The organism is Nostoc sp., assembly GCF_036917775.1.
Classification (GTDB): Bacteria; Cyanobacteriota; Cyanobacteriia; order Cyanobacteriales; family Nostocaceae; genus Nostoc.
Window position 1 is genome coordinate 1 of sequence record NZ_JBALEQ010000022.1, and the last position, 26,083, is coordinate 26,083.

Below are 26,083 nucleotides of genomic sequence, written 5' to 3' on the forward strand. Positions count from 1 at the left end.
ATTCAATTCTTGCCAAAGGACTTGTCATATTCTTTCCACATAATTGCTACTGCAATTTTTTATTATCTCATGCTATTTATATTAAGGATAAGTCTTTTGCTTGCTGTAGAGTCAGTCACTAAAATTGTTTGTCATAGTTCTTTTTTAGGTGTCGGTCATAAGTCTCTGCTACTGCATTGGAGCGGCTAGGTCGCGCTAAGTCCTACAGGACTTACACAAAATTATGATAAAAAGAACCGCGTTTGCAGAGAGTCTTGTACCCCCATTAGCAGTTTTGTTTTATGTGCTTGGAGAACCAGTTGGGGTTACAGGTGTTGTCTCTGTTGGAGTTGGGGTTACAGGTGTTGTCTCTGTTGGAGTTGGGGTTACAGGTGTTGTCTCTGTTGGGGTTGGGGTTACAGGTGTTGTCTCTGTTGGGGTTGGAGTTATAGGTGTTGTCTCTGTTGGAGTTGGGGTTACAGGTGTTGTCTCTGTTGGAGTTGGGGTTACAGGTGTTGTCTCTGTTGGAGTTGGAGTTACAGGTGTTGTCTCTGTTGGGGTTGGGGTTACAGGTGTTGTCTCTGTTGGGGTTGGGGTTACAGGTGTTGTCTCTGTTGGAGTTGGAGTTACAGGTGTTGTCTCTGTTGGAGTTGGAGTTACAGGTGTTGTCTGAGTTGGGGTTATAGGTGTTGTTGTAGTTGAAGTCTCAGGTTTTGTTGTAGTTGAAGTCTCAGGTTTTGTTGTAGTTGAAGTCTCAGGTGTTGTTGTAGCTGAGGTCTCAGGTTTTGTTGTAGCTGAGGTATCAGGTTTTGTTGTAGTTGAAGTCTCAGGTTTTGTTGTAGTTGAAGTCTCAGGTGTTGTTGTAGTTGAAGTCTCAGGTTTTGTTGTAGTTGAAGTCTCAGGTGTTGTTGTAGTTGAAGTCTCAGGTGTTGTTGTAGTTGAAGTCTCAGGTGTTGTTGTAGTTGAAGTCTCAGGTTTTGTTGTAGTTGAAGTCTCAGGTTTTGTTGTAGCTGAGGTGTCAGGTTTTGTTGTAGCTGAGGTATCGGGTATAGGAGTTAGTTGCACAAAAGAGGGATTTTCAATTACTCCCTCACCTTTTATCGGTGGCTGTGCTTTCAAAGCCGCAGCAGTTTCGGCTTGAACTCTGGTGATTGCATGATCAGGCGTAGGCACAGGACTTTGCCTGTTCAAATCAAGTTCCCGAACTAGTTGGCTCGTTTCATAAAAATTTCTCAGATCAAAATCATATAACCTTTCAAATTTCCCTTTAACTATAATCACCATTTGCCCTGCTTCTAACACCTTAGTTTCAGAAGCGTCTTTGTTAGAAACTTCAATGCCGCTATTTGTCAACGCGCCCACAATCGTGGTGTCTGTTTGTTGGTTGTAGCGTACAAATAATGCTGAACCACGAATTGCTGCTGCTGCATTTGGTGTTTGTATACGTGTTTGCCCCTGTCCTGGTGGTATGAGTAGCAACACAGTCCCATTTGAAAGTTTAAAGTCACGTGTCTTCGGCAAAAATTGAAATAACGCCTGTTCTCCAACTCGTGCCAAGGAGCCATCATTGAAACGCAAATCTGCTAGGGAAGCTCGACCAGTTGCCACCCCGTCCCCAGGAGTTATTCCATCTAATTTACGTGCAGGGCGTTTCTTTCGTTTATCTTTGGGTATCAGTTGTACTATGTTGCGGAGATCCTGAATTTCTGCTCGCGTTAGAGGAGTTACGGCACTTACCCTATTTGGCAAAGGCAGTACTATAACTCCCCATAAACCAATCACCAATAGTGGAAATGATTTATAAAACATAGTTTGATAATTTGTGAACTTCAACTAATACCAAAAAACTAAAGATTAAAACTGCTGATAATTGTTGTAACGAGTTATTTGTTAAAATTATCTTTATTTTTAATCTAAGTCTAAATTTAATAGACAAAATGAATCATTTGTTTAGTTTATTTAAGTTTTTATCCTTAAATTGACATTTTATACAAGAAAGCCTACTGCAAATTTCAAAGTTAGTAAGTAGAAAATCTGAAAAAACCAAACTATGTTAATAAAGGTTAAGTGAACTAAAACCCTCTTCCATCCTGCCGATGCTCGTGGACTCGCTCTAAGCGTTCGCGTAGCGTCTCGTAGAGAAGCCATGCCGTTGGCGGAGCCTCTCGTCGATAAGGCTTTACGCTGCGCTATCCTGCTTTCTGCCTCCTGCCTGAACCTGATGATAAATATTCACACCGACCCACTTACTTGATATCAATAATTAAATGAGAAATACCTTACATACTATCGATTCTAATCAGATCAGTTACAGGGACAAGAAGTTCTTAGGGATGTGTTATGAAGTAACTCTAGGACAATACCCCACTAAAGTTGAGCAGAATGAATAGTACCGAATTATCTCAGATTTGCAAAAAAATCTTAGATGATCCGAAAATCAGCAATATCAGTTTGTAGTTTCAGTATATACTTACAAGGTTAAGATCAATGCACTTAATTGTATTTTCTGAGTCGGAACTTCTGATACAGCTTGTGGGTCTACATTGGCCAAATGCGATCAACGCAATCTAACAGATGCGACTCAAAAACTGGAAGAATTTGTTTTTTTGTATCTTGTTAGCATCCAGTGGTGGAAGCTTGTGTTGCATTAGAGTAGATGCGGCAAAATCTGCAAATACAGAGATTTGGCGTTCTAAAAATTTAGCAAGTACACAGATAACTGATCAGCTATGTCAGAAATTGCGACAGAGAGTAATTAACTCTTTGTGCCAGCAGTCGAATGAGTCAGAAACTTTAGACTCCCAGATACCGTTAAATGTGGTACAGCAAACACCCGAAACTACACAAACAGATCAAGATCCAACCGAAGAATTTAGGAATACTCAAAAGCAAAATGACCCGCCACCGCTAGAATCGCAGCCAAGTGTTTTGCCTACATCTCCTTCAGATTCAAAAGAGGAACTATTAAATACACCTGATATAAATTATTCTCAAAGACTAGAGAGGCTAATAGAGCTTCTACGATCGCCAAAATCATCCCCTGAGTCTGATAGCGATCGCGAATTGGGGTTAAGGATACGGTTACGACCCCTAGAATTGCCTCCTCTTCCACCGATAGAACAACCCGTACCTAAGTTTAAACCCATAGGCTATCTACAGGGCCGTGTCGGTTACTTCCAGACCACTAATATTTTCTCCTCAGATGATAATCCTATTGAAGATGGTTTAATTATTTCTGGACTGACGCTATCCTCTGCATATTTACCTTTGGGATCTAAGACTTTTTTAAACGGCTCAATAGATGGTAATCTCATTCGTTATATAAATCAGTCACAATACCATTACAACCAGCTAAGATTCAATCTCAGTGTTTACCAGCAGCTATCCCAGCGAATGTATGGAGAACTCAGTTGGAGCAATCAACAGCTATTTTATGCTAATAGCAGCGATCGCCTGGATAGCTTTAAAGCAGGCGATCGCTTTTTAAATGAGAATTCTCTACAACTATCTTTGGGACGGCGAGATCCATTAACTCCAAAATTAACGCTAGACACCTTGTATGAATTAAGTGTAAATTTTGCTGACCCCCAAAGTCGCGATCGGATAATCAATTCCTTTTGGGTGTCTCTTAGCTACTATTTGCAAGAACCTCTCCAGGTTGGTATTGACTACCAAGTGAACTTCTCAGACTTTACACAGCGCGATCGAGAAGACCAATTCCATCGGATATTTGGGCACTTAAATTACCGAATATCCGATACCACATATATGAATGTACAGGCTGGAATGAGTTTAGGTAGTTCAACCGCCGAAAACATTGATTTTGATGGCTGGTTCTTCACCATTAATTACAATTTGCAATTAGGTCAATTTTGAAATTAGTCCTTTGTCCTTTGTCAAAAAACAATGACAAATGACAAATGACCAATGACAAATGACTATAAATAAGAAATCCAATCACTCCAGCTACCAGCATAAAGTTTACCTTTGTTAATGCCAGCTAATTCTAAAGAAAGTAAATTTACGCAAGCAGTAACACCAGAACCGCAATAAACCAAGATTTCTTCGGCTGTTTCTAGCTGTTCCCATCGACGACGTTGTTCCTCTTGGGGGAGTAGGTAGCCGGAAGAGTCTGTAACATCTTGCCAAGGATAGTTGACTGCACCAGGAATATGTCCGGCAATTTTATCAATTGGCTCTCGTTCACCTCGATAGCGATCGCTTTCTCTCGAATCTACCAATACTACCTCGTCAATATCTTTCCGGGTTTTCACCACATTAATATCCACCAGTTTTTCTGGTTGCACTTGAGCTACAAACGTACCAATATGAGGTTGAGGAACGACATCCGTAACCGGATAACCAGCTTTTTGCCATCCAGTAAAGCCTCCATTTAGTACCGCAACTTGTTCATGTCCGAGATAGCGTAACAGCCACCATAAACGAGATGCAAAAGCAAAACGCGAATCATCATAAGCTACCACCAGAGTTTTTTGGTAATTTACCCCAATTGCTGCAAATTTGTTAGCGATATCATTGGGTTCAGGTAAAGGATGTCTCCCGCCATGCTTACCCACTGGACTGGAAAGATCCTGATTTAAATCTAGGTAATATGACCCTTTAATATGGCTTGTTTGGTACTGTTGTTGTCCTAGTTGTGGATCGGCTAAAGAAAAGCGACAATCAACAATAACAACTTGCGGATCTTCTAGATGTTCAAATAGCCAAGCTGGTGAAATAACAAATTGGTTATTGGGCATTGGTCATTATTTAGTTTTTTTGTAAGATGTCAGACTTAGAAAATTTTACACCTAAGCTCACAGCAGATGGTTCTTTCACCTTTGTCTCTGACGATTTTGGTGAATCCTTTCATAGCCATTATGGAGCGAAGCAGGAGAGTTTTTTCAAGTTTGTGGAACCTACTCAACTGGCTACAGTTGCTAAAAAACCAGTTTTGCGACTATTGGATATTTGTTATGGTCTAGGATACAACACAGCTGCTGCTTTACAGACAATTTGGGCAGTGAATCCCAGTTGTTATGTTGAAGTAATCGGTTTAGAACTGAATCCGGCAGTGCCACAATGTGCGATCGCTCATCACTTGTTCGACAATTGGAACTGTAACTATATTGAAATCTTGTCCCAGCTAGCTTTTGAGCATCAAGTGCAAACAGATCGCCTGAAAGCAAAGCTACTAATTGGTGATGCTAGAACTACGATCACGCTGGTATATCAGTCGGATTTCTCGGCAGATGCAATTTTCCTCGATCCCTTTTCGCCACCACAGTGTCCCCAATTATGGACTGTTGAATTTATTAAACAACTCTCATTGTGTCTACATCAAGATGGTTTATTAGCCACCTATTCTTGTTCTGCTGCTGTACGCGCAGCACTTTTGTCTGCTGGTTTAGCGATCGCTTCTACCCCACCGGTGGGTAGGCGATCGCCTGGTACTGTGGCAACCCATTCTGCAAGTGGTGAGTCTCAAAACCATTCAATATTTATTCCCCTCTCACAAGTCGAAAAAGAACACTTACTAACCCGTGCTGCTATTCCCTATCGCGATCCTGGATTGAGCGATTCAACCGAAGTCATAATCATGCGGCGACAACAAGAGCAACAAGCCTCTTCACTCGAATCTACCTCCCGTTGGCAAAAAAGATGGCTATTGGGAACACAAGGTAGGGATTTTATGGGAAGTAATTTGTAGTTGCGAGATTTACGACGGTTACGTCTACGCAATTGCAAACTATTTCTTCAGCCCCTAATGTTTCAAACATCCTCTAAGCTCGACTTTATCCAAAATTAAAAATTCGGTTTCTTTATCCACCAAAAAGCCAAGGTTTTTGGCAAATACTTTTTCTGCATCACAAATTATCGATTAACTTAAAAAAGTAAAACGACAGTCCCACAAAGGTTTCAACGATAGCGTTCATGCAACTACTCCGCAGAAGTATCGCATTGCGAAAAAAATGGATAAAGTCGAGCTTAGAGCCAAATAAATTTAATTCGTGGTAGTATATAATTTTACATTTCCTTCAAGCATCTTTAAGTATTGCAATAACTGAGTAAGTAAAAATATGTATACTTAATCATTACTATAAGACTTCTAACTAAAAACCCTTAACTTTGATATAAAGTAACCAAATACAGGACTTTTTGGCGCTATTTTCTTTAAAAAATATCCGTGAAAAGCCTGATTTAAGAATTGTGAAAAGTTATCATACTAGAATTAGAAGCAAAAAATTTGACAATAAGACATTCATTGTTCATAAGATAAAATATACATGCTGCGAAAAAGTCAGATAGGCAGCTTGAAATAATGCATAATCCCTATGAAAACTCTAGCTCAGATACATTCAGATATTAAATTTCTTTTTCAAATCTGACACGTTAACTTGTGCAAAAATTTGGAGTGCCTTTGTGATTCAATGGAAATCCAACCATACAGGCTTTACAGAACAAATTGTTAGTGAGTCAAACCCCATTAGCACAGTAAAGAGTATTGGTTCAAATCATGTTGTAGGATCGCAGAATAATGTGGAGGCTTATTCTTTAGGCTTATCTCAGGAAGACCTGATGCTTGAAGATAGAGAAGCAGTATTTTCTTGGATAAAATCTGATATTAATCGTGGTGATAATTCATTGGTCTCTAGAACACTACAAGTCAAAGGTTCTAAAGTGAATGGGTTTGATTTAGATCCGCCGAAGGTTTTAGTAGTTGACGATCATGCCGCCAGTCGGATGACTGCTGTTGCCCTCTTGGGGATGGAAGGATACGAAGTCATTGAGGCAGACAGAGGTTCTACTGTTGTAGGATTGGTAACTCAAAAACAACCAGATTTGATTTTGCTGGATGTGATGATGCCAGGAATGGATGGATTTGAAGTTTGCCAATTGCTAAAACAAGATGAGCAGACTAGGCTAATCCCAGTGATTTTTATTACAGCGTTAAATGACAGGCGATCGCGTATTCGGGGAATTGAAGTTGGGGCAGATGATTTTCTCACCAAACCTTTTGACCGTGTAGAGTTGGCGGCACGTGTGAAGTCCTTGGTACGGCAGAAGCGTCTAAACGAAGATTTAGACCATGCTGAACAAGTACTATTTTCCATTGCTATGTCGATTGAAAGCCGCGATCCTAATACAGGCAACCATTGTGAACGTCTGGTAAAACTAGGACAACTTTTTGGTGAATACCTCAACCTCTCACGCTACCAAATTCGAGATTTGATGTGGGGTGGTTATCTCCACGATATCGGTAAGGTGGGTATTCCCGATGCCGTGCTGCTGAAAAAAGACCAACTCACAGCCAAAGATTGGGAGGTCATGAAGCAGCACGTTTTGATTGGAGAAAAAATCTGCCAGCCACTACGCAGTATGCGGGGTGTAATTCCCATTATTCGTCATCACCACGAACGCTGGGATGGCTCAGGCTACCCTGATGCACTCAAGGGGGATGATATTCCCTATCTGGCACAAGTATTTCAATTAATTGATATTTACGATGCTTTAAGTAGCGAACGACCTTACAAAATAGCGTTCACCACAGAAGAAGCACTTTCAGTGATGCTAGAAGAAGCTAATTCTGGTTGGCGTAATCCCAAACTAATGCAGCAATTTGCACAGTTTATTCGATGCTGTCAGGAATAGGGGTATTTATAGCTGCCCTAATGAGCAAAAATTGGTATAATCCTGACTCATTGTATATTTCAGTCTTCTATGATTAGCTTGGTATGATTTGAGCCTGCATCTTAAAGTACCAGCAGCATTAATCATAATTTCACTGATAGCTGATAGCTAATTATGGTAGTTGTAGCAATTCTAGCGGCGGGACGCGGCACACGGATGAAATCACGCTTACCCAAGGTTTTACATTCTTTGGGTGGGCGATCGCTAGTCGAGAGAGTTATCGAAAGTGTAGAACCACTTTCGCCCTCACGACGAATCGTAATTGTCGGGTATCAGTCCGAAGAAGTGCAAACCGCCATGCATTCAATTCCCAACTTAGAGTTTGTTGAACAGACTGTACAACTGGGAACCGGTCATGCCATCCAGCAATTACTTCCACACTTGGAAGATTACACAGGGGATTTGCTGATACTTAACGGCGATTTACCGTTGATACGCAGCGAAACTCTCCAGCAGATGTTACAAACTCACGCCCAAAATCAGAATGCTGCCACCATTCTTACCTCGTACCTACCAGACCCCACGGGCTACGGGCGAGTTTTTTGTAACGATGAAAATATCGTGCAGCTTATGGTCGAACACAAAGATTGTACTGCTGCTCAAAGACAAAATCAGCGGATTAACGCTGGAGTTTACTGCTTCCGTTGGCCAGATTTGGCAAAGGTGCTTCCCCACCTTCAGGCAAACAATGCCCAAAAAGAATACTATCTCACTGATGCCGTCACTCAGGTGGGACAAGTGATGGCGGTGAATGTGGAAGATAACCAAGAAATTCTCGGCATCAACGATCGCCTGCAATTGGCAACAGCTTACGAGATTTTGCAAAAACGAGTCAAGGAAAAATGGATGCTAGCAGGTGTCACCCTCATCGACCCCACAAGCATCACCATTGATGAAACTGTGGAATTACATCCAGATGTAATTATTGAACCCCAAACTCACCTGCGGGGAAATACGGTGATTCAAACAGGAAGTCATATTGGGCCAGGAAGTTTAATTGAAAATAGTCAGTTGGCTGAAAATGTCACGGTGCAGTATTCAGTAGTAACAGATAGCACTGTGCAGGCAGGAAGCCGAATCGGCCCTTATACTCATTTGCGCGGTCACGTAGAAGTCGGTGCTGGTTGTCGTGTGGGGAATTTTGTGGAATTAAAAAATACCCAGTTAGGCGATCGCACTAATGCAGCACATTTGTCATATATAGGTGATACCGTCGTCGGCAATCAGGTGAATATTGGTGCTGGTACAATTACTGCCAATTATGACGGCGTGAAGAAACACCGTACCAAAATAGGCGATCGCACGAAAACTGGAGCCAATAGCGTTTTAGTTGCTCCAATCACCTTGGGAGATGATGTTTACATTGCAGCTGGTTCTACCGTCACAGAAGATGTGCCTAATGATTCTCTGGTGATTGCCCGTAGTCGTCAGGTTGTGAAACCAGCTTGGCAAAGGAAAAGTGTTGAAAATGAAACCAAAGATCAACATAAATAATTCATTGATAGAAGAAAGGCAGTTCTTGCTGAGGGCAGAAGGAAGAAAAGGTACAAACCTCGCCCTTTGTGGGCGAAAAATTAAAAACATTCTTTGCGAAAGCGTTGCGGCACGAAGTGCGATGCCTAGCACGAGAACATATTCGTCCGTTTCATCTCTTCCCTTTATGGGAGAGGTTTCCCTTCTGCCTCCTGCCTTCTGCCTTCGTTGATATTAATCGCGGTTGATCTATGGTTTGAGAGCATAAACCAGGATTTTTGCAAGATGTCTAATCTAGCTAGATTAGTAGTGAAGCCAAAATCTCAAAAAATAACATGGAAGAACTGCTAGAACTTAGGCAATTTCTAGAACAAGGCAAAATCCATGAGGCGTTGCTGTTGGTGGATGAGTTAGAAGAAATGAGCCTCAGTGACAAAATCAATAAAATTGATAGTTATGGCGTAATTCTGCTCATCCATTTAATTAAACAAAAGGCCGAAAAACGTTCTACCCGCTCTTGGGATGTTTCGATAGAAAGTACGGTGCGTGAAATCAACAAAATAAACAAGCGCCGCAAATCCGGTGGCTTTTACTTGAATCAAGCAGAATTAATCGATATTCTGGAACAAGGATATCAAGTGGCACTGAAAAGAGCGGCGCTAGAAGCTTTTGAGGGGCGTTATGAAGCCCAAGAATTAGCCGCAATGGTTGACCAGGAAGAAATCTTAACTCAGGCGCTAGAATTTATTCAGCAATAGCCAATCAATTCACTATCATTCCATTCCAAGGTGTCACCAACTTTTTCGCCGTCGTGATAGGCGGCGAGTAAGATTTCGCTAGTTTTTCCCCAAGCGATCGCTCCACTAGCATCTAAAGCGATCGCTCCTAAATCTCGTTTATTCTGGTGTGCTTCTCCAAAGGAACGCTGCATAGCTTCCTTCAGCGACATACCATCAGTGACACGTACCACAATCCGGGGAGCTAAACACTCATCAATGATATCTTCCCCAATGCCAGTACAGCTAACACCAGCATTACTAGTAGCGTAATTACCTGCTGGCATCGCAGAATCACTTACTCTTCCAATCCGCTCAAATCCCTTACCACCAGTAGAAGTGCCAGCAGCTAGCCTACCAGAGACATCTAAAGCTACTACGCCGATGGTTCCGCGTCCAGCATTGCTGGTTTCAAGCAGTTCGGGTTCTGCTACCACGCCAGCCATTGTGCTTTTAAAATTATCCTGGCGCTCTTGCATCCACTCTTGTAACCGCAAATCAGTTAAAGCGTTATAGCTGGGAAGTTGCATTTCTCGCGCCAACTCAGCCGATCCGAAATCTGATAGCACTCGGTCTGGCGAGTTTTGTAAAAATTGTGCTAACTCAATGGGATTTTTCACCCGTGAAATATTAATTACACCACTAAACCGCCCTAATACCCCATCCATTAGGGAAGCACTCATACGAATTTGACCATCAGATTGTAGTACTGAACCAGTACCAGCATTAAAGCGGGGGTTATCTTCGAGCATTTTGCAACCCTGTACCACCGCCTCAGAAGCAGTTGCTCCTGACAATAGCAGAGAATAGACTTCTTCTATTACTGTATGGAGCGATCGGCGCACGGCCTCTAATCCGCCTTTACCGTGGAGAGAACTACCAGCTCCCCCATGAATAATTAATTTAGGTTGCACCTGTAACTCCATTAATCCCCTGCGCTATTTGCGTCTGTGTTGCGATTAGTTTCATTTTGAGCTTCAGAACGCCGACGACGACAACGTTCTGAGCAGTATTTCACATCGTCCCAGCAATCTTGCCACTTTTTACGCCATGTAAAAGGACGTTGACATACCGGACAAATTTTTGTAGGTAGGTCAGATTTAGAACGAACACGCCCCATATAAATGCTGTGTATATGAGAATTTGATTTCTAAGAGAGATGGCAATACGGTTCGGTTAGTATTGTTTGGCTCTCGGAGATCCCCCCAACCCCCCTTAAAAAGGGGGGCTTTTCCTCCTATTTACCCCCTTTTTAAGGGGGTCGCCGTAGGCGGGGGGATCTTAACCGAACTGTATTGAGAGAGATGGAAGATAATTATAACCAGTTTGCTATGAAGGGAGAATAGTTTGGAAAAACAAATATTATGTCAATCTCTCCTGAGAATTATTTTTTGAGTATATGCTACTGTAGGTAATTTGCTTTGGCTCCCAAGTAACTTTTTTAAGTAAAGAGAGAATTTTGAAAAATCGTACTAAGAATCATGACCAACTAACGGCAACAGCAAACGGCTAACTACCCGATTATCTGGTAATTGATAAAAATTCAACTCTCCTCCTAACTCCTGCATGAGGTTTTGGCAGATTAGCAGATGTAAAGCTGGGGGTTGGTCGAGGTTGGAGGGAGCAAGTATATCTTTGGGTGTATTGTCATGTAGTTCTGTTAGTAGCTGTGATTCGATCGCACCGTTGTATGTAATCGACAGTTCCAGTGATGTCTGTTCACCCCCTCCACTTGTAGAAGAATACTTTGCCTCTGAGGGTTTTGACGCATCTAAACGACGACACCAAATGTCAATTCTGCCGCCAATTGGAGAACGGTTACAGGCAGTAACCAATAATTCATGGATAACTAATTCAATTTTGACAATATCACCAGCGATCGCCATTGCAGATTGAGGGCTGGAAGTAGGAACGCCTCTGGCTAATGGAGAATTCTTTGCTGATTCTTGCTCCTCAATTGTTTGTCCCAAGCCATGTACACCAATCCACAACTTTTGTTGTTTGAGCAAATTATCGATGCGTTCGAGCGATCGCTTGAGTAAACTGGCTATGGGCATAGTTTCCCAACTGATATGTAGCTGCCAGTTCTCAAGTTTTAGCATTCCACTCATGGAAGTGGCTGTGTGGTCTAATTGTCTTAGCAATAGCTGGTAGCGCATCTGAGTCAGTTCATTCGCAGGAATACCCAAATCATGTATTTGTTTCAGGGATAGCGCCGTTATTCTTTGGATTTCCTCTAGGCGACGATGTTTGTACCAGTTGAGTTGTCGTAATTCCTCTGTTGTGGATTCTAAAAGTCGGTTAATTTGCTTTTGACGACGCCACCAAGCTAATTGAGAAATCAGCGTGGCGATCGCATTCAGGTTTTGTTGTGACCAGCGACGCTCTTGATAGTCTGCTAATAACACTACACCTGTGATTTCATAATCAGCATTAGTACGTAATGCCATCACCAAAATTTGACCTTTATCTGGAGTATTCAACCATTTTCGAGTTTCCGACGGTAAATTATCCACCTTCAAAGTCAGGTAGTTCTCCGTAACCAGTGCCCACTGAATTAAGGCTTCAGACTGGATAGGAATAGAGGCATCGGAAAAAATCCCAAATTGACTATTTTCAACCACTCCAGGAATAATTTCTGCAAAATTTTCACCGGGCGACCAAGATAACAGTAACGCCAGGGGACAACCCAGAATTGATGCTATTTGTTCGAGTGCTGTATGTTCTAAATGCTTTTTATTGACCTCAACTTTGCTGTTCTGGGTTTGCGTCAAGATATTTAAGCATTGCTCAAACGCCTGGGAAGTTTTTTGCTGCTGGGTAGTGCGGTTGTGTAATTGCCACTGACGAACAATCACACCTATCTGTTGACTAACAGCCCACAGTAACTCTTTTTCGAGAGTTGTCCAAGAACGATAGGTTTCGTGAGTGATGACTAAAAGTGCTGTTGGGATAGTACCGTTAGTGCATTTACAAATAAGTAGCGATCGCACTCCATTTTCTAATAACAAGGGTCGCCAGTTAAAAAAGCGTAAATCTTCATCTAAATTTTCAATTTCTACCGCTTCAGTTGAACGTTGCAAAAGCTTCCCATCTAACTCTTTGAGAATATTCAGGCTAAATGTCAATGGTCGGCGATTTTGAGGCTGACTTTGGTAAATAAATTGATAATTATTCTGTTCAGGATCGTACTGCAACAGCAAAAAACGGGTGGCTGTTAGTCGAGCTAAAACTTTTTTAGCACAGTTGTGTAAAGTTTCCTGAAGTTCATGTTCGCTATAGATACCTTGGGCAACTTGACTAGTCAGTTGGGCATCTTCTTGAATCTGTTTAATAGTGCTTTCCGTACTTTCGTTAGGAGCAATCAGGGAGATTAAACCACCCACACCCTGAACAAAATTTTTGTCTGCCTCCGTCCAGATTCGAGGTTCATTGCTTTCTACGGCCAGAAAACCGAGCAAGTTCTTTTGCCAGATGATCGGAGCGGCTAGGAGCGATCGCACTTTCAGCTTTTGCAGTAATTTTGCCGTAAAATGGCTTTTCAAAGAACTCCGTGCATCACCAATTGAAACAATTTGGTTCACTGCCAAAGCATAATAAAAGTCACTCAAGTCTTGTACAGTCATTCCTGCCGCTTGCTGAGTGCTGGAATTGCGATCAATTTTGACAAGCTGATTGCTCATCCGACACCAAAAGTAGCGTCCTTCCCTCTCAAACCAGTAAACATTTGTCCGGCTAGGAGAAATAAATTTATGAGTTGCTTGCACTCCTGCTTCCAGCCTTTGATTAAGGTTATTCAGGGTGCGTAAATTTTCAAGCAATTCTAATAATGGCTCATCGATTCGCTTGGTTTGCTTTTGCTGCTTATGGATGTCTTGTTGATAAAGCACTGCCCCCAATTCACCTAACACCATCATCAAACGTGCTTTTGCTTCCCCTGTTAGTAGATAGCCCCAGCGTTCTGAACCCAGTAACAGCAAACCTAAGCAACGGTCTTTATAGCGAATTGGTAAAAGAATCGTTCCTTGGATCTGCAATTTTTCAGCAATTTTTCGCCATTCGGCGGCGCGGATCTCAGTTTGTAAATCAGCTATGCCCAAGGGATGCTGTTCAATCACCACTTGCTCTAATAAATCCCCAGGACTGAGAACAACCTTTTGGTATAAAAAGCTCGTGTCACGATCCGGTGTAATACCGCCTTTGCCGAATAATATGTGATTCAGGCGATCGTAAAGAGCAATCCAAATCAGTTTGTATTCAAACTGTTCTTTAAGATAAGAAATAGTAGTTTCAATCAGAACGTCAACATCATCTTCTTCTCTGAGGCTCTGGAGGACGCGCCCCAAAGAGAGGATCTGCTGTTCGGCGGCTATAGGTTTTTGCGGCTGCCCCATCTGATTTATTGGTTAACATAACTTGTAATATATAAGATGCCCAGAAAACCACCCTGAGTAATATCGCCATAAGTGTTTAATTATTGAACCGGAACAGCTTAATAGGCGGTTAAGCTAATTGTCATTCAAATTTCATTTCCGTGTCTTTGCATTTTTGCCTCTCTCTAGCAGTTTGAAATATACAACTTAAAATAGCTGCTTACTGCTTCCTGAATGTTTAACTCAGATTAAATAACTTTTGCATGAAGTATCTTTTATGCCCAATCGGGTAGTTTTCTTGAAAAGCAAATACAGTGTAGCCTTGAGATTCATAAAATTCCTTAGCTTGAAACTCTAATGTCTCAAGATGAACCCCTACACAGTTTTGCTTTTGACCTTCTTTTTCAGCAATTTTAAGGATATTGCTTCCAATCCCTTTGCCGCGTAAGTCTTCTTGAACAACTAGGACTCTTATATAAAGCCAATCGCAACCGATTTCACCCAGAACCCCACCAACAATCAAGCCTGATTCATCTCGTGCAAAAACTGCTACAGGTTGCCACTCAGACGACGTAAAAAAATGTTGATTGAACTGGCGAATCATTTGGATGACGGTCATCCGATCCTGCTGAGTTACTTCCTGTTCTACCTGAACTGTAATCATCCTAATTTTACTTCTGGGTAAGGTTTTGACCAATACTCATTACCCACTTGTACAGAATTACAGAGTGAGTTCTGACTTATGACTTCTGAGTTTTTCTTTATAAAAGCTAATGGATATTTATAAATTTGCAATTAGTCCGCTTTTGTTCAATGTGGTAAAAACAGACCCGGAATGGTTACACCAGCAGACGATTCGCAGTTTTAGCTGGCTATCACAAACCCCTACTAGTTGGGCAAACCAACGCCTACAAAAATCTTTATGTCTGTATGATTCACGCCTAGAACAAAATTTATTTGGGCTAAACTTCCCAAATCCCGTAGGATTAGCAGCTGGGTTTGACAAGGATGGAGTCGCTGCTGGTATTTGGTCTAATCTGGGTTTTGGCTTTGCAGAACTAGGAACTGTAACTTTTCACGCACAACCAGGAAATGCGCGTCCCCGTTTATTTCGCTTACCGTTGGATAAAGCCGCTCTCAATCGTATGGGCTTTAACAATCTTGGTGCAGCAGCAATGGCGGCCCGTTTGGCACAGGAAAAACAGAAGTCTACCAACTTAATACCCATAGGGATAAATTTGGGTAAATCTAAGGTAACTCCCCTAGAAGAAGCCGCACAAGATTATCTCGATAGTTTTCGCCTACTCAAGGATTTAGGAGATTATTTTGTTGTTAATGTCTCTTCTCCGAATACGCCGGGGTTGCGATCGCTCCAAGATGCTTCTATGCTCAGTGCCATCTTGAATTTATTACAACAAGAAAACACTACACATAAACCAATTTTTGTCAAGATAGCGCCAGATTTAGATTGGGTTGCGATCGCTGACATTATTTCTTTGGCTAAAACCTACCAACTGGCGGGAATTATCGCCACCAATACCACCATCCGCCGTGATGGACTCAAAACCCAGGTAATTAACCAAACTGGCAAATCACCTCAAGAAGAAGCTGGCGGAATTAGCGGTGAACCATTGCGCGATCGCTCTACTGAGGTAATTCGTTTTATTTGGCAGCAAACCCAAGGACAAATCCCAATTATTGGCGTTGGTGGCATTTTTTCCCTAGAGGATGCTTGGGAAAAAATTACTGCTGGCGCTAGTTTGATCCAGGTTTATACCGGCTGGATTTACGAAGGCCCACTGATGGTACGCCGGATTCTAGCAGGTTTACTTTCCAAGCTAGAACAAAACGGATTCAATTCCATCAACGAAGCTGTAGGTTTACAAACAAAAATTCAAAAATTCTAATTACGAATTACGTTAGCGTAGCGGGGCGTAGCCCATTACGAATTACGAATTGTTTTAGCCTTCTTCTTCTACTGGGAAAAACTCTTTAGTTTTTTCTGAGTATGTCCATGCAATACCATCAGGGTCTTTACTGCGACTCCATTCAGGAAACTCTGGATCATTTCGTCGTTTATAAACCGTGCTGGAATAGACATTTAGTCGTTTGGCAAGTTCAGATTGGATCAGAGAGCCAAAAATTAACTGTTTTTCCAGCGATCGTTTAGCTTCCTCATGGGTTAGGGTTGGCTGTGGTATTGATTCAGTTTCTGTTTCTTCCTCCTCAAGTGTTGTTGGTGGTGGTGCTAGGAGCGATCGCGCAGTTTTAGTAACTGGTTGAGCCGGAAGTTCTTTGACAGGCTCACTACTGTCAAGAATATTGCCGAGAATGCTGGCAGTTATAAAGTAATAAGACTGGCCCGCTTCTTCGGAATTGACTATACTGGCACCAAATTCCGAGGCTTTACCATCCAAGTAGCGTTTTGCCGTTGTTCCCGGAAAATTGCCCTTGATTGCCAAGTCCATAGGCGTAAGTCTGCCGTGATTTTCTCGAACCAACTGATGAAAAATTGGGTTAACTCGTATAGTCCACTGTTGCCATTGATATTCCTGCCAAATCTTGAAGCCAATTGCCAGCACGATTAGCGCTAGCAAAATTCTCCAGGTAGCAACCAGGAAAATAATCAAAAACGAGATGGGCAAAAGTAGAACGAGAAAAGCCTTGCCGTTGTCTTCTATGGGTTTTTCACTCATGCCGATTTTTGCCAAGTGAATTTGTGGAAATAATATTATATATATTGGCAAAAATTGTGACACTTTTTTGTATCTTTTGGCAAAGTTACGGCAAATTTGCCGGCAAAAGCTTTACTTAGTAGGTGTTATAGCCTATTGATGGAACTTCTCTTATTAGTCTGCGATGCCTACGGCGGTAAACTACGCGCAAAAGTTTTTACCCAGAGAAAAAAGAAGGTTTTTAACTCAACCAACAACTCTATAAATTTAAATTGTCAGTCCCTTGACAACAAATAATACATATACTACATTAATAATACAAGTCAACTTTCACCAGAGAGTTAACTTGCGCCAGTAGCGGATAGCTCAAATGACAGAGCGCCCACCTTGCCCGGAAGGGCCGACGTATCAAGGGTTATCGTATATAACTTAAACACCCTCGATCAAACTTCTGGAGGTGTAGGTAAAAATCCTACTTCGCTACACCAAATTCAGTGCTGAGTCACGAATTTTAAATGTTTAATTCATAACTTTATATGTAGTGGATAGAGCGCCTAAATATCCTTATTCACCCTTGCCTGAAAAGGCCGACGAATCAAGGGTTATCGCCTGCCAAGCGGGAGGTCGCGGGTACCCTACGGGAAGCAAGCTACAAATCCCGCTCCGCTACACCAAATAATTTTGGATTAAATTTAATCCAAAATCGTTCGACTGAGCGTAGCCGAAGTCCAAAATTTTCATGTGGCAGATAGCTCAGTTGGTAGAGCGCCGAAAAACATCCTTGTTCACACCTTGCCTGAGAAGGCCGACGAATTAGGGTTATCGCCTCTTAAGCCGGATGTCGCAGGTTCAAATCCTGCTCTGCCACCTTTCATTTTTGCCCGCAAGGGCCGGGAGATGAAGCGATGAATTATAACTTTTTCACTAAAAAGAAGACAACTACACCTCAAAATCAACCTATCCCCGGACGAGAAGCAGAAATGGTTCAGGGGCGTTCCGGCGGCTGGATGTTTGATGCTGGTATTTGGAAAATGCTGCGCCGTTGTTTGTTGGTTGGCACAGCAAAAAGCACTTACTACGCTGGTAAACAGGAATTAACTGAGGATTTTGTAACAGTTGTAAGACTTGCTGTTGCCGAAAATCCCGGTCGTGTAGCGGAAGAAATTTTATATGCTAGCGATGGACGCGCCATCAACAACAGTGCGCCTATATTAGCTTTGGTACTAATGTCTATGGGTGAAGCACCAGAAGCAAAACAGGCTTTTGGTGAAATCTTCCTGCAAGTTGTTCGCACTGGTAGCCACTTCTACGAATGGCTGAACTACACCAAATCTCTGCGGGGATTTGGCAAAGTCGTGCGGGAAGCTGGTAAAACTTGGCTTTCAAGGGAAGATGTCAAGGGTTTAGCTTATCAACTGTTGAAATATCAACAGCGTCAAGGCTTCTCTCACCGAGATGCGTTGCGGTTGTTCCATGTCAAACCACCTACAGAAAATCACCGTCAACTATTTGAATGGGTAGTTAGAGGCTGGGAAGAATTGCCAACAGACATTCCCTCAGAGGCGTTAGCGCAGATTTGGTGGTACGAGTGGCTGAAGCGGAATCCTACCCAAACCCATGAAGCTATTTCTCAAGGACGCTTAACCCACGAAATGGCTGCACCTGTGGGCAAAATGGACAAGCTTGCTTGGCAGTTGCTATTTCAGGAAATGCCAATAAGTGCAATGTTACGTAACCTGGGTTCTTTAACTGAACTAGGTGTGTTGCGAGCCGATGAAAGCGACAATTTGCTGCGAGTGGAAGCAGTTCTTAACAACAAGGAACATCTGCGTAAAGGTCGCATCCATCCGATTGATGTTTTGAAAGCACTCAAGACTTATAAATCTGGTGGAACATTAGGACGCAGTAAAAAGACTTGGAATCCAGTTCCTCGGATTGTGGACATTTTAGAAAAGGCAGTTGAACTGTCTTTTGATGTTGTGCAACCCACAGGTAAAGTCTTTATGCACGCCGTGGATGTTTCTAGTTCTATGGGTGGCTTGGTTGCAGATATGGGACTGAGTTGTTGTGAAATTGCCACCACAATGGCACTGGTGACAGCAAAAGCAGAGAAAAACTACATGATTCGCGGCTTTTCTACAGAATTCCGTGAATTAGGTATCAGTGGCAAAGATAGTTTTAGTTCTGCGGTTCGCAAAGCTAGCAAGCAAAACTTCGGTGGAACAGATGCGTCTGTAGCTTACGACTGGATGATTGAGAATAAGTTCAAAGCTGATGTAGTCTGCTTTTGGACTGACTCGGAAAGCTGGGCCGGGTATAAGCATCCAAGTCAAGCGCTGAAGGAGTATCGCAAAAAGGTAAATCCTAACGTCAAGGCGGTGTATGTCACCTTGACACCTTACCAAATTACTTTGGTAGATCCTGAAGATTCGCTATCTTGGGATTTGGCAGGGTTCGACCCAGGTACACCTCGGATCATCCAGATGCTAGCTACAGGTGAGTTGTAGATATTGCTGAAGGGTAAAGGGTGAAACACTTTATCCTTCGTATTTCATGGCGGGTTATCCTTGTTCGCAACTTGCCTTTTGGGGCCGAAGAATTTAGGGTTATCGGTTACGTCTCCACCATTGTGGGGATTCGCGGGTTCAACCCCCGCACCCGCCTTTGTTTGATTCAGATTTACGATGGGTAAGAGTAGGGTGTCTTCGATGTGCGATCGTATCTGTCAAACTTCCTAGTTGCAATTATGCTAATTCAATCAAAAATCTTGCTATGAATGTGCAGCAAGATTTTTCACTTATTTCTAGACTATGAATTGCTTTTTTTACTTCCTCTCTTTTTTGCTCAAATGGCAGTTTAGTAAGTATTTTTAGTGCTTTATTTAAGCTTGTTTTGCTTTCCCCAAAAGCTTCTTTACTTTCATTATTTTTTATAATTTGATGTAAAAATATTCCTAGCTCGTGTAAGGTTATTCCCCTAAAATAATGACAACAAGCTAAAGAGAGAAGTACGTTAATCATTAATTTATCTTCTTTAACTCTTGTTGCAATCACTAAAGCTGTTTGAAAAAAATCTTGGCTTACTTTAAAACTCCTTTGGCAGTATTCAAATTCTTTGTTACTTTCTATAAGTTTTCCTTCTCTTTCGTCAATTATTCCTAATCTGTGTGTAGTTAATGCAAATTTATAAAGTACTATCCCTAAGTTACTATAACAATCAATATATTCCAAAACCATATTTCTGATAGCTTGAAAAAAAACATTGTTTAATAAATTTGGCTCTTGTCTTAAGTCCTCAAAACAACCTGCACCATAAAACTCCATAGAATGATAAACAATTTCTAAGGCAATAGTTTCCTGCTTAGTAAGTTCTTGTTTTACTACTATTTCTGCATTTTCTATATTTAGATACATTTGTTCTTGAGTATCATTCGCTTTCGTGCAAGTAATTTTTGGGATAATTGTTTTGCAATTTTCAGATATTAATGTAGATAAAAATATTCCAGCTTTACCGTGAGATTGTTTCCAATCATCTGTTAATTTAAGTCTTTCTATCGCTTCTTGGCGGATAAGTTCATATAAATAGTATCCTTCACTGTTAAACTTCACTAAAGCTCTGTTTTTTAAATCCCTGAGAAATCGGAGTTTCTTTCGCTCATTTTGCTCATCCCAAAGTAAGCAAAAAATTCCTTTTTCAGATATTACAGGAGTATATTGATAACGGTAACATCCTAAGCGACATAAAAGTTTATAGGCTTGGGGATTATCTTGTTGAAGTTTGTCAAACTGGCGTTGAACAAGTTTTTCTAGATTTTCTAAAGTTGGATGCCTCAATAGATAATCACGATTATCCTGCCAGTAAACTTTTAAATTTCCTTGTGATTCCTTTAAAATTTCAGGACTCAGGAGAGACATAGCAAAGGCATTTCCGCCATAAGCTCGATTTATTTCATAAAGAGCATCAGTATCTATAGTAATGTTGAAACTAACAAAATAATCCTCCCAAGCTTTATATTCCAACGCTTTTAGCCAATAATATTGAAAATTTTTCAGCTTGATTAAGTCGGGTTCGTGCAGTAACTCACAGCTTGTGATTAGGGTGACTGACTGCACACTTTGATGAGCTAGTACTGTTAATAGTTCTATATAGTTACTATTATGTGATTTTATGAATTCACCATTTATTAAAGCAAATTCAAGATGATGAATTAACACGCCGATTCTATGCTCTTGGAGCTTGCTTTTAAATTGCTCCATCAAAGTCATAAAATCTTGTTCTGGATTTTCTTTAAAATGATATCTGAGCGTGACGCTAACCCAATCTTCTAATGAGTTGAGGTTTTGGGGTGTAGTTCCTACACGCAGATCAAGATATTCTAAACCTTGAAGCTCAAACCATTTTGTAGCCAAGGTTGTTTTACCTATACCACCCTCTGAGTGAATTAGAATAACTTTTGCACCTTTGTTAACTAGTTCATCGAGGTCTGCGATCGCTTCCTCACGCCCCACAAAATCAGAATTGTTGGATCTTGGTATCTCTGAGACTGACTCTTGAGGCTCAATGTTTGTGGCTGAGTGCTGAGATTGCACAGTTGATTGAGCAAAGATTCTTGTCAGTTCACCCAGTTCAATCTGCAACGCAGCTGCTATTTTTTCAAGCGTGGTTGGTGTAGGGTTAGCAGTCTGTCCAGTTGCTATCTTGCTAATGACACTTTTATCCAGACCAGTTACTTGCTCAAGTTTGTATTGGCTAAACTCTTTTTCTTTGAGTAATTTCTTAAATACTTCTCCAGCTTCCTTATTCTTTTTGGCTCTTGGCACTGCGGATAACCCTCTATGATCAACCTTGTTCAACGGTTGCACGTTCAACTAGTTACACAACTACAACTATTCAAATTTTAGAAGACGAACAAAACTAGTGAATAGCAAGTAAACCAATAAGCTCAAGGATAATTTAATATGCGTCACAATAACTTACAGCAAGAAGCAATTCAACTTGAGTTGCTTAAAAAAACTTTGCACGGTTGGCAGCCAGCTTTTCCACTTGTTGAAAGCTATGAATGGTCAACTGATCAGCTAGAGCATCACTTCGGTATTTCACGCCAAGAGTTATACAAAATCAGGAGTAAACCCCATCTCTGGCGTTCCTCAATTTTGGTTTTTTTACACCTGCGAAAAAACAAATGGCGGGTTTACAGCCTCAACCCTATACAAATCGGGGGATAAGGTAAAAGCTGATGCCCAGAAGTGCGATCGCATACCCGCCTGAAGCGATCGCAATTTTTTACAAGCACAACCCGAAAATTAGACACAACATAAAATAGCATAGGCGTAGCCTGTCGTAGACATCGCTGATCATTTATTTAACTACCAAATGCTTAATTAAATAATCCCCCCATGAAATTGATAATTGGTTTCCAAAAGATACCAGTCAACACATAAGGAGCGTATTGTAAAAGCGGTAAGCTAGTCTGCTTCGATGGCTTCAAAGGTAAACACTCCAAGAGAAAAGGCACTATACAGGTAAGCCCATAGGCAGTTGCTAAGGCTGTATTCCATTTAGGTTCATCTCCAGGTATGGGGCTATAATAAATACCCAGCATAATGAACGAGATCATTAAAAACTGCTCCCATAAAAACCAGGATTGAGGTGGTAGAAAATAAACTAACTGGAGAAAGCTGTTGTTCTCTATTTTTTGTCGCATCCCCAAAAGTACAGCCCAAGTTGCAGCGCCAACAATACCATCATCTTTGAGTCCATAAATTCTTTGAAAGCGTTTAACGCCTCTCTCAGTTTCACGACTAAAATACCCGTCAGGTTCTTTTTTAAAAAATCCTTCTTCATTGAGAATAATTTGCAGTTCTTTAACTGCATCGTGTAACTTTGGAGACATATTTTTTTGATTGCGGTAAAGCTTTGGATAGAAAAGGCAAGACCAACTTAGTGGCCCTACGATTCCATCTACCTGAAGATTATTAGCTTTCTGAAATTTAATTACAGCCTCTTCTGTTTCTAAGTCAAATTTACCACTAATAGTTGAGAGAAAACCCTGAGCTTGCAGTCGCTCTTGGAGTTCATTGATTGATTCTTGTGCAGAGTTTGGCGAAAAGCCTCGGTATAATATGGGACGTTTATTGAAGACACAGACTTGTTTTTCTTCTGGAAAATAACGTCGGGATTGTTTTAGTCCCAACAAGAGATTTAGAACGTTAAGTGTTTTATTTGTCATAGTTTTATTGGGTAATTGGTGAAAAAATCATCTGGCAAAGTTTAGAGACTAGAAGGCGATATAGTCGGCAGCCTCTACTTACTAGAGACAAAAAATAAACTTATAAATTAGCTTACTGGTTAAATTTAAGACAGGAGTTAACACTGTTAAAAAAATGTTACTAATTTGTCAAACTTTTGTTCGTTAAAATGTTGCTAACGCCACATTGATGACGAATTTATTGGGTGATATTTATGCCAGGTCAGTCAGAAGATTGGAATTTACCTAAAAGTTGGAATCGCAAGATTTTGCAGGACTGGGAGATAGACCGACTACTGACTAATTTGGAGATTACGCTTCAAAAGCGTTACAGACAAAGTACTAGGAAAGACCTGTTACTTGGGCTACTCTGTGGGTACAGCTTGAAAAAGATTGGTCAAGATTTGCACAAAGAAAATGCAGCTGTCAGAGCAGGGTTAAGCAATATCTATCGGGATATTGAAGTTTTGACAGGAGAAGCAAATAAAAGTATTAAGTCCAGTAATCTTGTCTATGTTCTGGAAAAACATGGTTATCGTAGAGGGTCTGTTGTAGCTGCTATCCAACGCCGTGACATCCCCCACAATTTGCCAGCACCGACTTACACCCAATTTATTGGTCGGGAGGCAGATATGAAAAAGCTATTAGAACGCCTTTCCTCGGTGCATGGCGCTCACATGATTACAGTACATGGCATTGGTGGCGTAGGTAAAACAGCGCTGGTGTTAGCAGCTGCTTATCTATGCTTAAAAGCTAGTAACGAAAACGTTTATGACGCACCCAAATTTGATGCGATTATTTTCACTTCAGCCAAACAACAAGAACTTATTCCCACTAACAGTATCTTGTGGCGGCAACAGGGACAGCGTAATCTACGCGATATCTTTCGAGAAATTGCTAATGCTTTAGACGACCCGACAATTCTTCAATCTCCTCCCAATGACCAATTCGATCGTGTTCGCCAAATTCTCTCAAAACGGAGAACACTGTTGATTGTGGACAATATGGAGACTATAGAAGATAGAGATGAGGTTATTGAGTTTTTATATAATCTACCCATTTGCATCAAAGTAATAATTACTAGCCGCGAACAAATTGCCTTGCTGCCAATCCGTCTGCGAAACTTACCTCCAGATGATGGTTTGCAGTTGATTCGACAACAAGCTGAAGAAAAAGGTATAAGCATCAACGATGAGGACTCTAAGCAACTCTACGATCGCACTGGCGGAATCCCTCTAGCGATCGTATATTCTATTGGTCAATTATCCGGTGGCTACTCCCTAAACTCGGTATTGGATCGATTAACCTCGGCTACAGGTGATGTGGCTCGTTTTTGCTTTGAGCAATCAGTACAAGGAATCAAGGGACAACCACCCCACAAGTTACTCATGTCACTGGCGATTTTTCCTGACTCTGCCATACTCGCAGCAGTGGCTGAGGTTGCTGGACTAACAGCCGCTCCTGATGCTGTAAATAACGGCTTGGCACGTTTGCAGCAACTTTCCTTGGTGAATCTCAACCCAGAGACTAAGCGGTTTGATATGCTCTCTCTGACTCGTGAATATGCGTTAGCAGAATTAGCCGCTTACCCAGATTTTGAGCGGGAAGCACGAAGGCGCTGGGTGAGATGGTATCTTGATTTTGCCCACAATTATGCCGGAGAAGATTGGGAAAAATGGATACACTACAATAAGTTAGAACCAGAAGAAGGAAATCTGAGAGCAGTACTTCATTGGTGTGAAGACAAAGAACACTATGAAGCGGTTAGGGATTTATGGCTTCTTTTAAGCCACTATGCAAATCTCTACGCCTATTGGGACGATCGCTTAGATTGGCTGCAATGGCTCATAGAACAATCAGAACGGCGTGGTGAATGGTCTTGTTTTGTAAAAATCATCGTCCGCAAAAGCTGGCTACTAATTCGAGAGTGTTCCTCTGTGAGTCTGAAAGAAGCAGACAAAATTTTGCGCCGGACGTGGATTTTGCGTGACCATGCAGATTTATGTGTTCAGGCTGACTTAGCCGAAAGTATGGCTAGGCTGCAAATTAGACAGAAGGATTATCAAGATGCACGCCACTGGCTAACTGTAGAAGAAAAATTGGTGATTGAGGCGAATCTAGAAGAGCGACAGCACATCCGCTATTTTATTCCCGTTCTTTATCATCAGGCTGAAATCCATTATTTAGAAGGTGAATATCTTTCCGCAAAGAAGCTCTTTCAAGAGGTAATGAAAAGTGCAGAAAAAATTAGTTGGCATCGGGTGATCAATTCTGCTCAAAATTGGCTGGCTGATATTGCAATTGAACAAGGTGATCGCGATCAAGCTGAAAAACTATTAATTCAAGGCTTCACTGTCGCTGAAATGACTCACAACAAGCGACGTTTGGCTCGCTATCAGCGTTCTTTTGCCCGTTGGGAGAAAAAGTGGGGAAGTGGAGAAAAAGCCTACCAAATGTCAATTAAGGCTATTGATGGTTTTAAGCTCTTGGGAATGACACGGGATGCACAGGAGATGCAAATTTTCCTTGATTCACTGTAATCATAGGCGCTGATGTTGCCCACCCGACAAGATGGGATAATTTATTTATTGGAAATCCCTAAAAGCGCGATCGCATATCCACCAAGACTAGACAAGATATTTTTTTACAAGATAATGTAATATAACTTAGCAGTATTCGAGCGATGCCTAGTTTGGGATGCGCCTACGCTATTCCTTTTCAATCTAATTGCAAGCAAAGCAGCAATTTGCTACATATCAGAATGGTTCCACCCAAACTTGTCCACCCAAAGACAGTAGATTAAGTTTTGTCTGAATAACTATAAGGAATGAAATAGCTCTGCTTTCCAAAAAGTAAAAAAGGAACAGA

General features: G+C 41.4%; 18 protein-coding genes and 1 tRNA gene. 10 read left to right on the top strand and 9 right to left on the bottom strand.

All coding sequences use genetic code 11. The annotated features are described in order from the left end of the window. Nucleotides 1-279: 279 nt before the first annotated feature. Nucleotides 280-1,788: a FecR family protein gene (locus V7K69_RS03400; protein WP_335031422.1), complete on the bottom strand. Its 1,509-nt coding sequence runs from the start codon at nucleotides 1,786-1,788 to the stop codon at nucleotides 280-282. 765 nt (nucleotides 1,789-2,553) lie between these two features. Here V7K69_RS03400 and V7K69_RS03405 point away from each other — a divergent pair. Next, on the top strand, nucleotides 2,554-3,855 hold the full coding sequence (locus V7K69_RS03405; protein WP_335031424.1) for a hypothetical protein: 1,302 nt from the start codon (nucleotides 2,554-2,556) through the stop codon (nucleotides 3,853-3,855). Nucleotides 3,856-3,917: 62 nt separating this feature from the next. On the opposite strand, the gene V7K69_RS03410 is transcribed toward V7K69_RS03405, so the two are convergent. After that, nucleotides 3,918-4,739 (bottom strand): sulfurtransferase, encoded by an 822-nt coding sequence (locus tag V7K69_RS03410; RefSeq protein ID WP_335031426.1) that lies wholly within the window; start codon nucleotides 4,737-4,739, stop codon nucleotides 3,918-3,920. A 26-nt stretch (nucleotides 4,740-4,765) separates the two neighbouring features. On the opposite strand from V7K69_RS03410, the gene V7K69_RS03415 reads away from it, so the two are divergent. The 4 genes from V7K69_RS03415 to V7K69_RS03430 all read left to right on the top strand — a co-directional run bounded on the left by V7K69_RS03415 (nucleotide 4,766) and on the right by V7K69_RS03430 (nucleotide 9,902). Continuing rightward, nucleotides 4,766-5,689 (top strand): tRNA (5-methylaminomethyl-2-thiouridine)(34)-methyltransferase MnmD, encoded by a 924-nt coding sequence (locus V7K69_RS03415; RefSeq protein WP_335031428.1) that lies wholly within the window; start codon nucleotides 4,766-4,768, stop codon nucleotides 5,687-5,689. A 713-nt stretch (nucleotides 5,690-6,402) separates the two neighbouring features. Beyond that, entirely contained in the window at nucleotides 6,403-7,632 is a 1,230-nt protein-coding gene (locus V7K69_RS03420; protein ID WP_335031430.1) for a two-component system response regulator, read from the top strand. Nucleotides 7,633-7,785: 153 nt separating this feature from the next. Further along, the gene (gene glmU / locus V7K69_RS03425) at nucleotides 7,786-9,165 is read left to right on the top strand and encodes a bifunctional UDP-N-acetylglucosamine diphosphorylase/glucosamine-1-phosphate N-acetyltransferase GlmU (protein ID WP_335031432.1); all 1,380 of its coding nucleotides are present in this window, start codon (nucleotides 7,786-7,788) and stop codon (nucleotides 9,163-9,165) included. 314 nt (nucleotides 9,166-9,479) lie between these two features. Beyond that, nucleotides 9,480-9,902, top strand: coding sequence for a DUF29 family protein (locus V7K69_RS03430; RefSeq protein ID WP_335031434.1), 423 nt, complete (start codon nucleotides 9,480-9,482; stop codon nucleotides 9,900-9,902). Here V7K69_RS03430 and V7K69_RS03435 read toward each other — a convergent pair. From V7K69_RS03435 to V7K69_RS03450, 4 genes are all read right to left on the bottom strand, one after another. Beyond that, on the bottom strand, nucleotides 9,893-10,846 hold the full coding sequence (locus V7K69_RS03435; RefSeq protein WP_335031436.1) for an isoaspartyl peptidase/L-asparaginase: 954 nt from the start codon (nucleotides 10,844-10,846) through the stop codon (nucleotides 9,893-9,895). The two genes, V7K69_RS03430 and V7K69_RS03435, sit on opposite strands and share 10 nt — an antisense overlap. Next, entirely contained in the window at nucleotides 10,846-11,040 is a 195-nt protein-coding gene (locus V7K69_RS03440; protein WP_012407669.1) for a DUF2256 domain-containing protein, read from the bottom strand. Before V7K69_RS03440 ends, V7K69_RS03435 begins: the two co-directional genes overlap by 1 nt. Nucleotides 11,041-11,392: 352 nt before the next feature. Next, nucleotides 11,393-14,314: a GAF domain-containing protein gene (locus tag V7K69_RS03445; protein ID WP_335031438.1), complete on the bottom strand. Its 2,922-nt coding sequence runs from the start codon at nucleotides 14,312-14,314 to the stop codon at nucleotides 11,393-11,395. A 217-nt stretch (nucleotides 14,315-14,531) separates the two neighbouring features. Then, nucleotides 14,532-14,957: a GNAT family N-acetyltransferase gene (locus V7K69_RS03450; protein WP_185581633.1), complete on the bottom strand. Its 426-nt coding sequence runs from the start codon at nucleotides 14,955-14,957 to the stop codon at nucleotides 14,532-14,534. Between the two features lie 109 nt (nucleotides 14,958-15,066). Between V7K69_RS03450 and V7K69_RS03455 the strand changes: the two genes are divergently transcribed. Then, entirely contained in the window at nucleotides 15,067-16,200 is a 1,134-nt protein-coding gene (locus V7K69_RS03455; protein WP_335031442.1) for a quinone-dependent dihydroorotate dehydrogenase, read from the top strand. 54 nt (nucleotides 16,201-16,254) lie between these two features. Here the strand turns inward: V7K69_RS03455 and V7K69_RS03460 are convergent, their stop codons facing one another. After that, a complete protein-coding gene (locus V7K69_RS03460) occupies nucleotides 16,255-16,989 on the bottom strand; it encodes a hypothetical protein (protein WP_335031444.1) in 735 nt (244 codons plus the stop codon). A gap of 721 nt (nucleotides 16,990-17,710) precedes the next feature. Here V7K69_RS03460 and V7K69_RS03465 point away from each other — a divergent pair. Beyond that, a tRNA-OTHER gene (locus V7K69_RS03465) sits at nucleotides 17,711-17,836 on the top strand. A gap of 37 nt (nucleotides 17,837-17,873) precedes the next feature. Then, nucleotides 17,874-19,475 carry a TROVE domain-containing protein gene (locus tag V7K69_RS03470; protein WP_335031446.1) on the top strand — a complete coding sequence of 534 codons (1,602 nt, stop codon included), beginning with the start codon at nucleotides 17,874-17,876 and terminating at the stop codon, nucleotides 19,473-19,475. 237 nt (nucleotides 19,476-19,712) lie between these two features. Here V7K69_RS03470 and V7K69_RS03475 read toward each other — a convergent pair whose 3' ends face one another. Next, on the bottom strand, nucleotides 19,713-21,821 hold the full coding sequence (locus V7K69_RS03475; RefSeq protein WP_335031448.1) for a helix-turn-helix domain-containing protein: 2,109 nt from the start codon (nucleotides 21,819-21,821) through the stop codon (nucleotides 19,713-19,715). Between the two features lie 105 nt (nucleotides 21,822-21,926). Here V7K69_RS03475 and V7K69_RS03480 point away from each other — a divergent pair, with 105 nt between their 5' ends. Beyond that, nucleotides 21,927-22,193: a hypothetical protein gene (locus tag V7K69_RS03480; protein ID WP_335031450.1), complete on the top strand. Its 267-nt coding sequence runs from the start codon at nucleotides 21,927-21,929 to the stop codon at nucleotides 22,191-22,193. Nucleotides 22,194-22,345: 152 nt separating this feature from the next. Here the strand turns inward: V7K69_RS03480 and V7K69_RS03485 are convergent, their stop codons facing one another. Beyond that, complete coding sequence (locus V7K69_RS03485; protein ID WP_335031452.1) at nucleotides 22,346-23,197, bottom strand: peptidoglycan-binding domain-containing protein; 852 nt, start codon at nucleotides 23,195-23,197, stop codon at nucleotides 22,346-22,348. 233 nt (nucleotides 23,198-23,430) lie between these two features. Between V7K69_RS03485 and V7K69_RS03490 the strand changes: the two genes are divergently transcribed. Then, nucleotides 23,431-25,755 carry an NB-ARC domain-containing protein gene (locus tag V7K69_RS03490; protein ID WP_335031454.1) on the top strand — a complete coding sequence of 775 codons (2,325 nt, stop codon included), beginning with the start codon at nucleotides 23,431-23,433 and terminating at the stop codon, nucleotides 25,753-25,755. Nucleotides 25,756-26,083 lie beyond the last annotated feature (328 nt).

Bases quoted from the DNA above. Each gene is read 5' to 3' on its own strand.
- V7K69_RS03490 (WP_335031454.1), top strand. From the start codon at position 23,431: ATGCCAGGTCAGTCAGAAGATTGGAATTTACCTAAAAGTTGGAATCGC.
- V7K69_RS03470 (WP_335031446.1), top strand. From the start codon at position 17,874: ATGAATTATAACTTTTTCACTAAAAAGAAGACAACTACACCTCAAAAT.
- V7K69_RS03440 (WP_012407669.1), bottom strand. From the start codon at position 11,040: ATGGGGCGTGTTCGTTCTAAATCTGACCTACCTACAAAAATTTGTCCG.
- V7K69_RS03455 (WP_335031442.1), top strand. From the start codon at position 15,067: ATGGATATTTATAAATTTGCAATTAGTCCGCTTTTGTTCAATGTGGTA.
- V7K69_RS03410 (WP_335031426.1), bottom strand. From the start codon at position 4,739: ATGCCCAATAACCAATTTGTTATTTCACCAGCTTGGCTATTTGAACAT.
- V7K69_RS03450 (WP_185581633.1), bottom strand. From the start codon at position 14,957: ATGATTACAGTTCAGGTAGAACAGGAAGTAACTCAGCAGGATCGGATG.
- V7K69_RS03415 (WP_335031428.1), top strand. From the start codon at position 4,766: ATGTCAGACTTAGAAAATTTTACACCTAAGCTCACAGCAGATGGTTCT.
- V7K69_RS03400 (WP_335031422.1), bottom strand. From the start codon at position 1,788: ATGTTTTATAAATCATTTCCACTATTGGTGATTGGTTTATGGGGAGTT.
- glmU (WP_335031432.1), top strand. From the start codon at position 7,786: ATGGTAGTTGTAGCAATTCTAGCGGCGGGACGCGGCACACGGATGAAA.
- V7K69_RS03435 (WP_335031436.1), bottom strand. From the start codon at position 10,846: ATGGAGTTACAGGTGCAACCTAAATTAATTATTCATGGGGGAGCTGGT.
- V7K69_RS03445 (WP_335031438.1), bottom strand. From the start codon at position 14,314: ATGGGGCAGCCGCAAAAACCTATAGCCGCCGAACAGCAGATCCTCTCT.
- V7K69_RS03405 (WP_335031424.1), top strand. From the start codon at position 2,554: ATGCGACTCAAAAACTGGAAGAATTTGTTTTTTTGTATCTTGTTAGCA.
- V7K69_RS03460 (WP_335031444.1), bottom strand. From the start codon at position 16,989: ATGAGTGAAAAACCCATAGAAGACAACGGCAAGGCTTTTCTCGTTCTA.
- V7K69_RS03430 (WP_335031434.1), top strand. From the start codon at position 9,480: ATGGAAGAACTGCTAGAACTTAGGCAATTTCTAGAACAAGGCAAAATC.
- V7K69_RS03485 (WP_335031452.1), bottom strand. From the start codon at position 23,197: ATGACAAATAAAACACTTAACGTTCTAAATCTCTTGTTGGGACTAAAA.
- V7K69_RS03480 (WP_335031450.1), top strand. From the start codon at position 21,927: ATGCGTCACAATAACTTACAGCAAGAAGCAATTCAACTTGAGTTGCTT.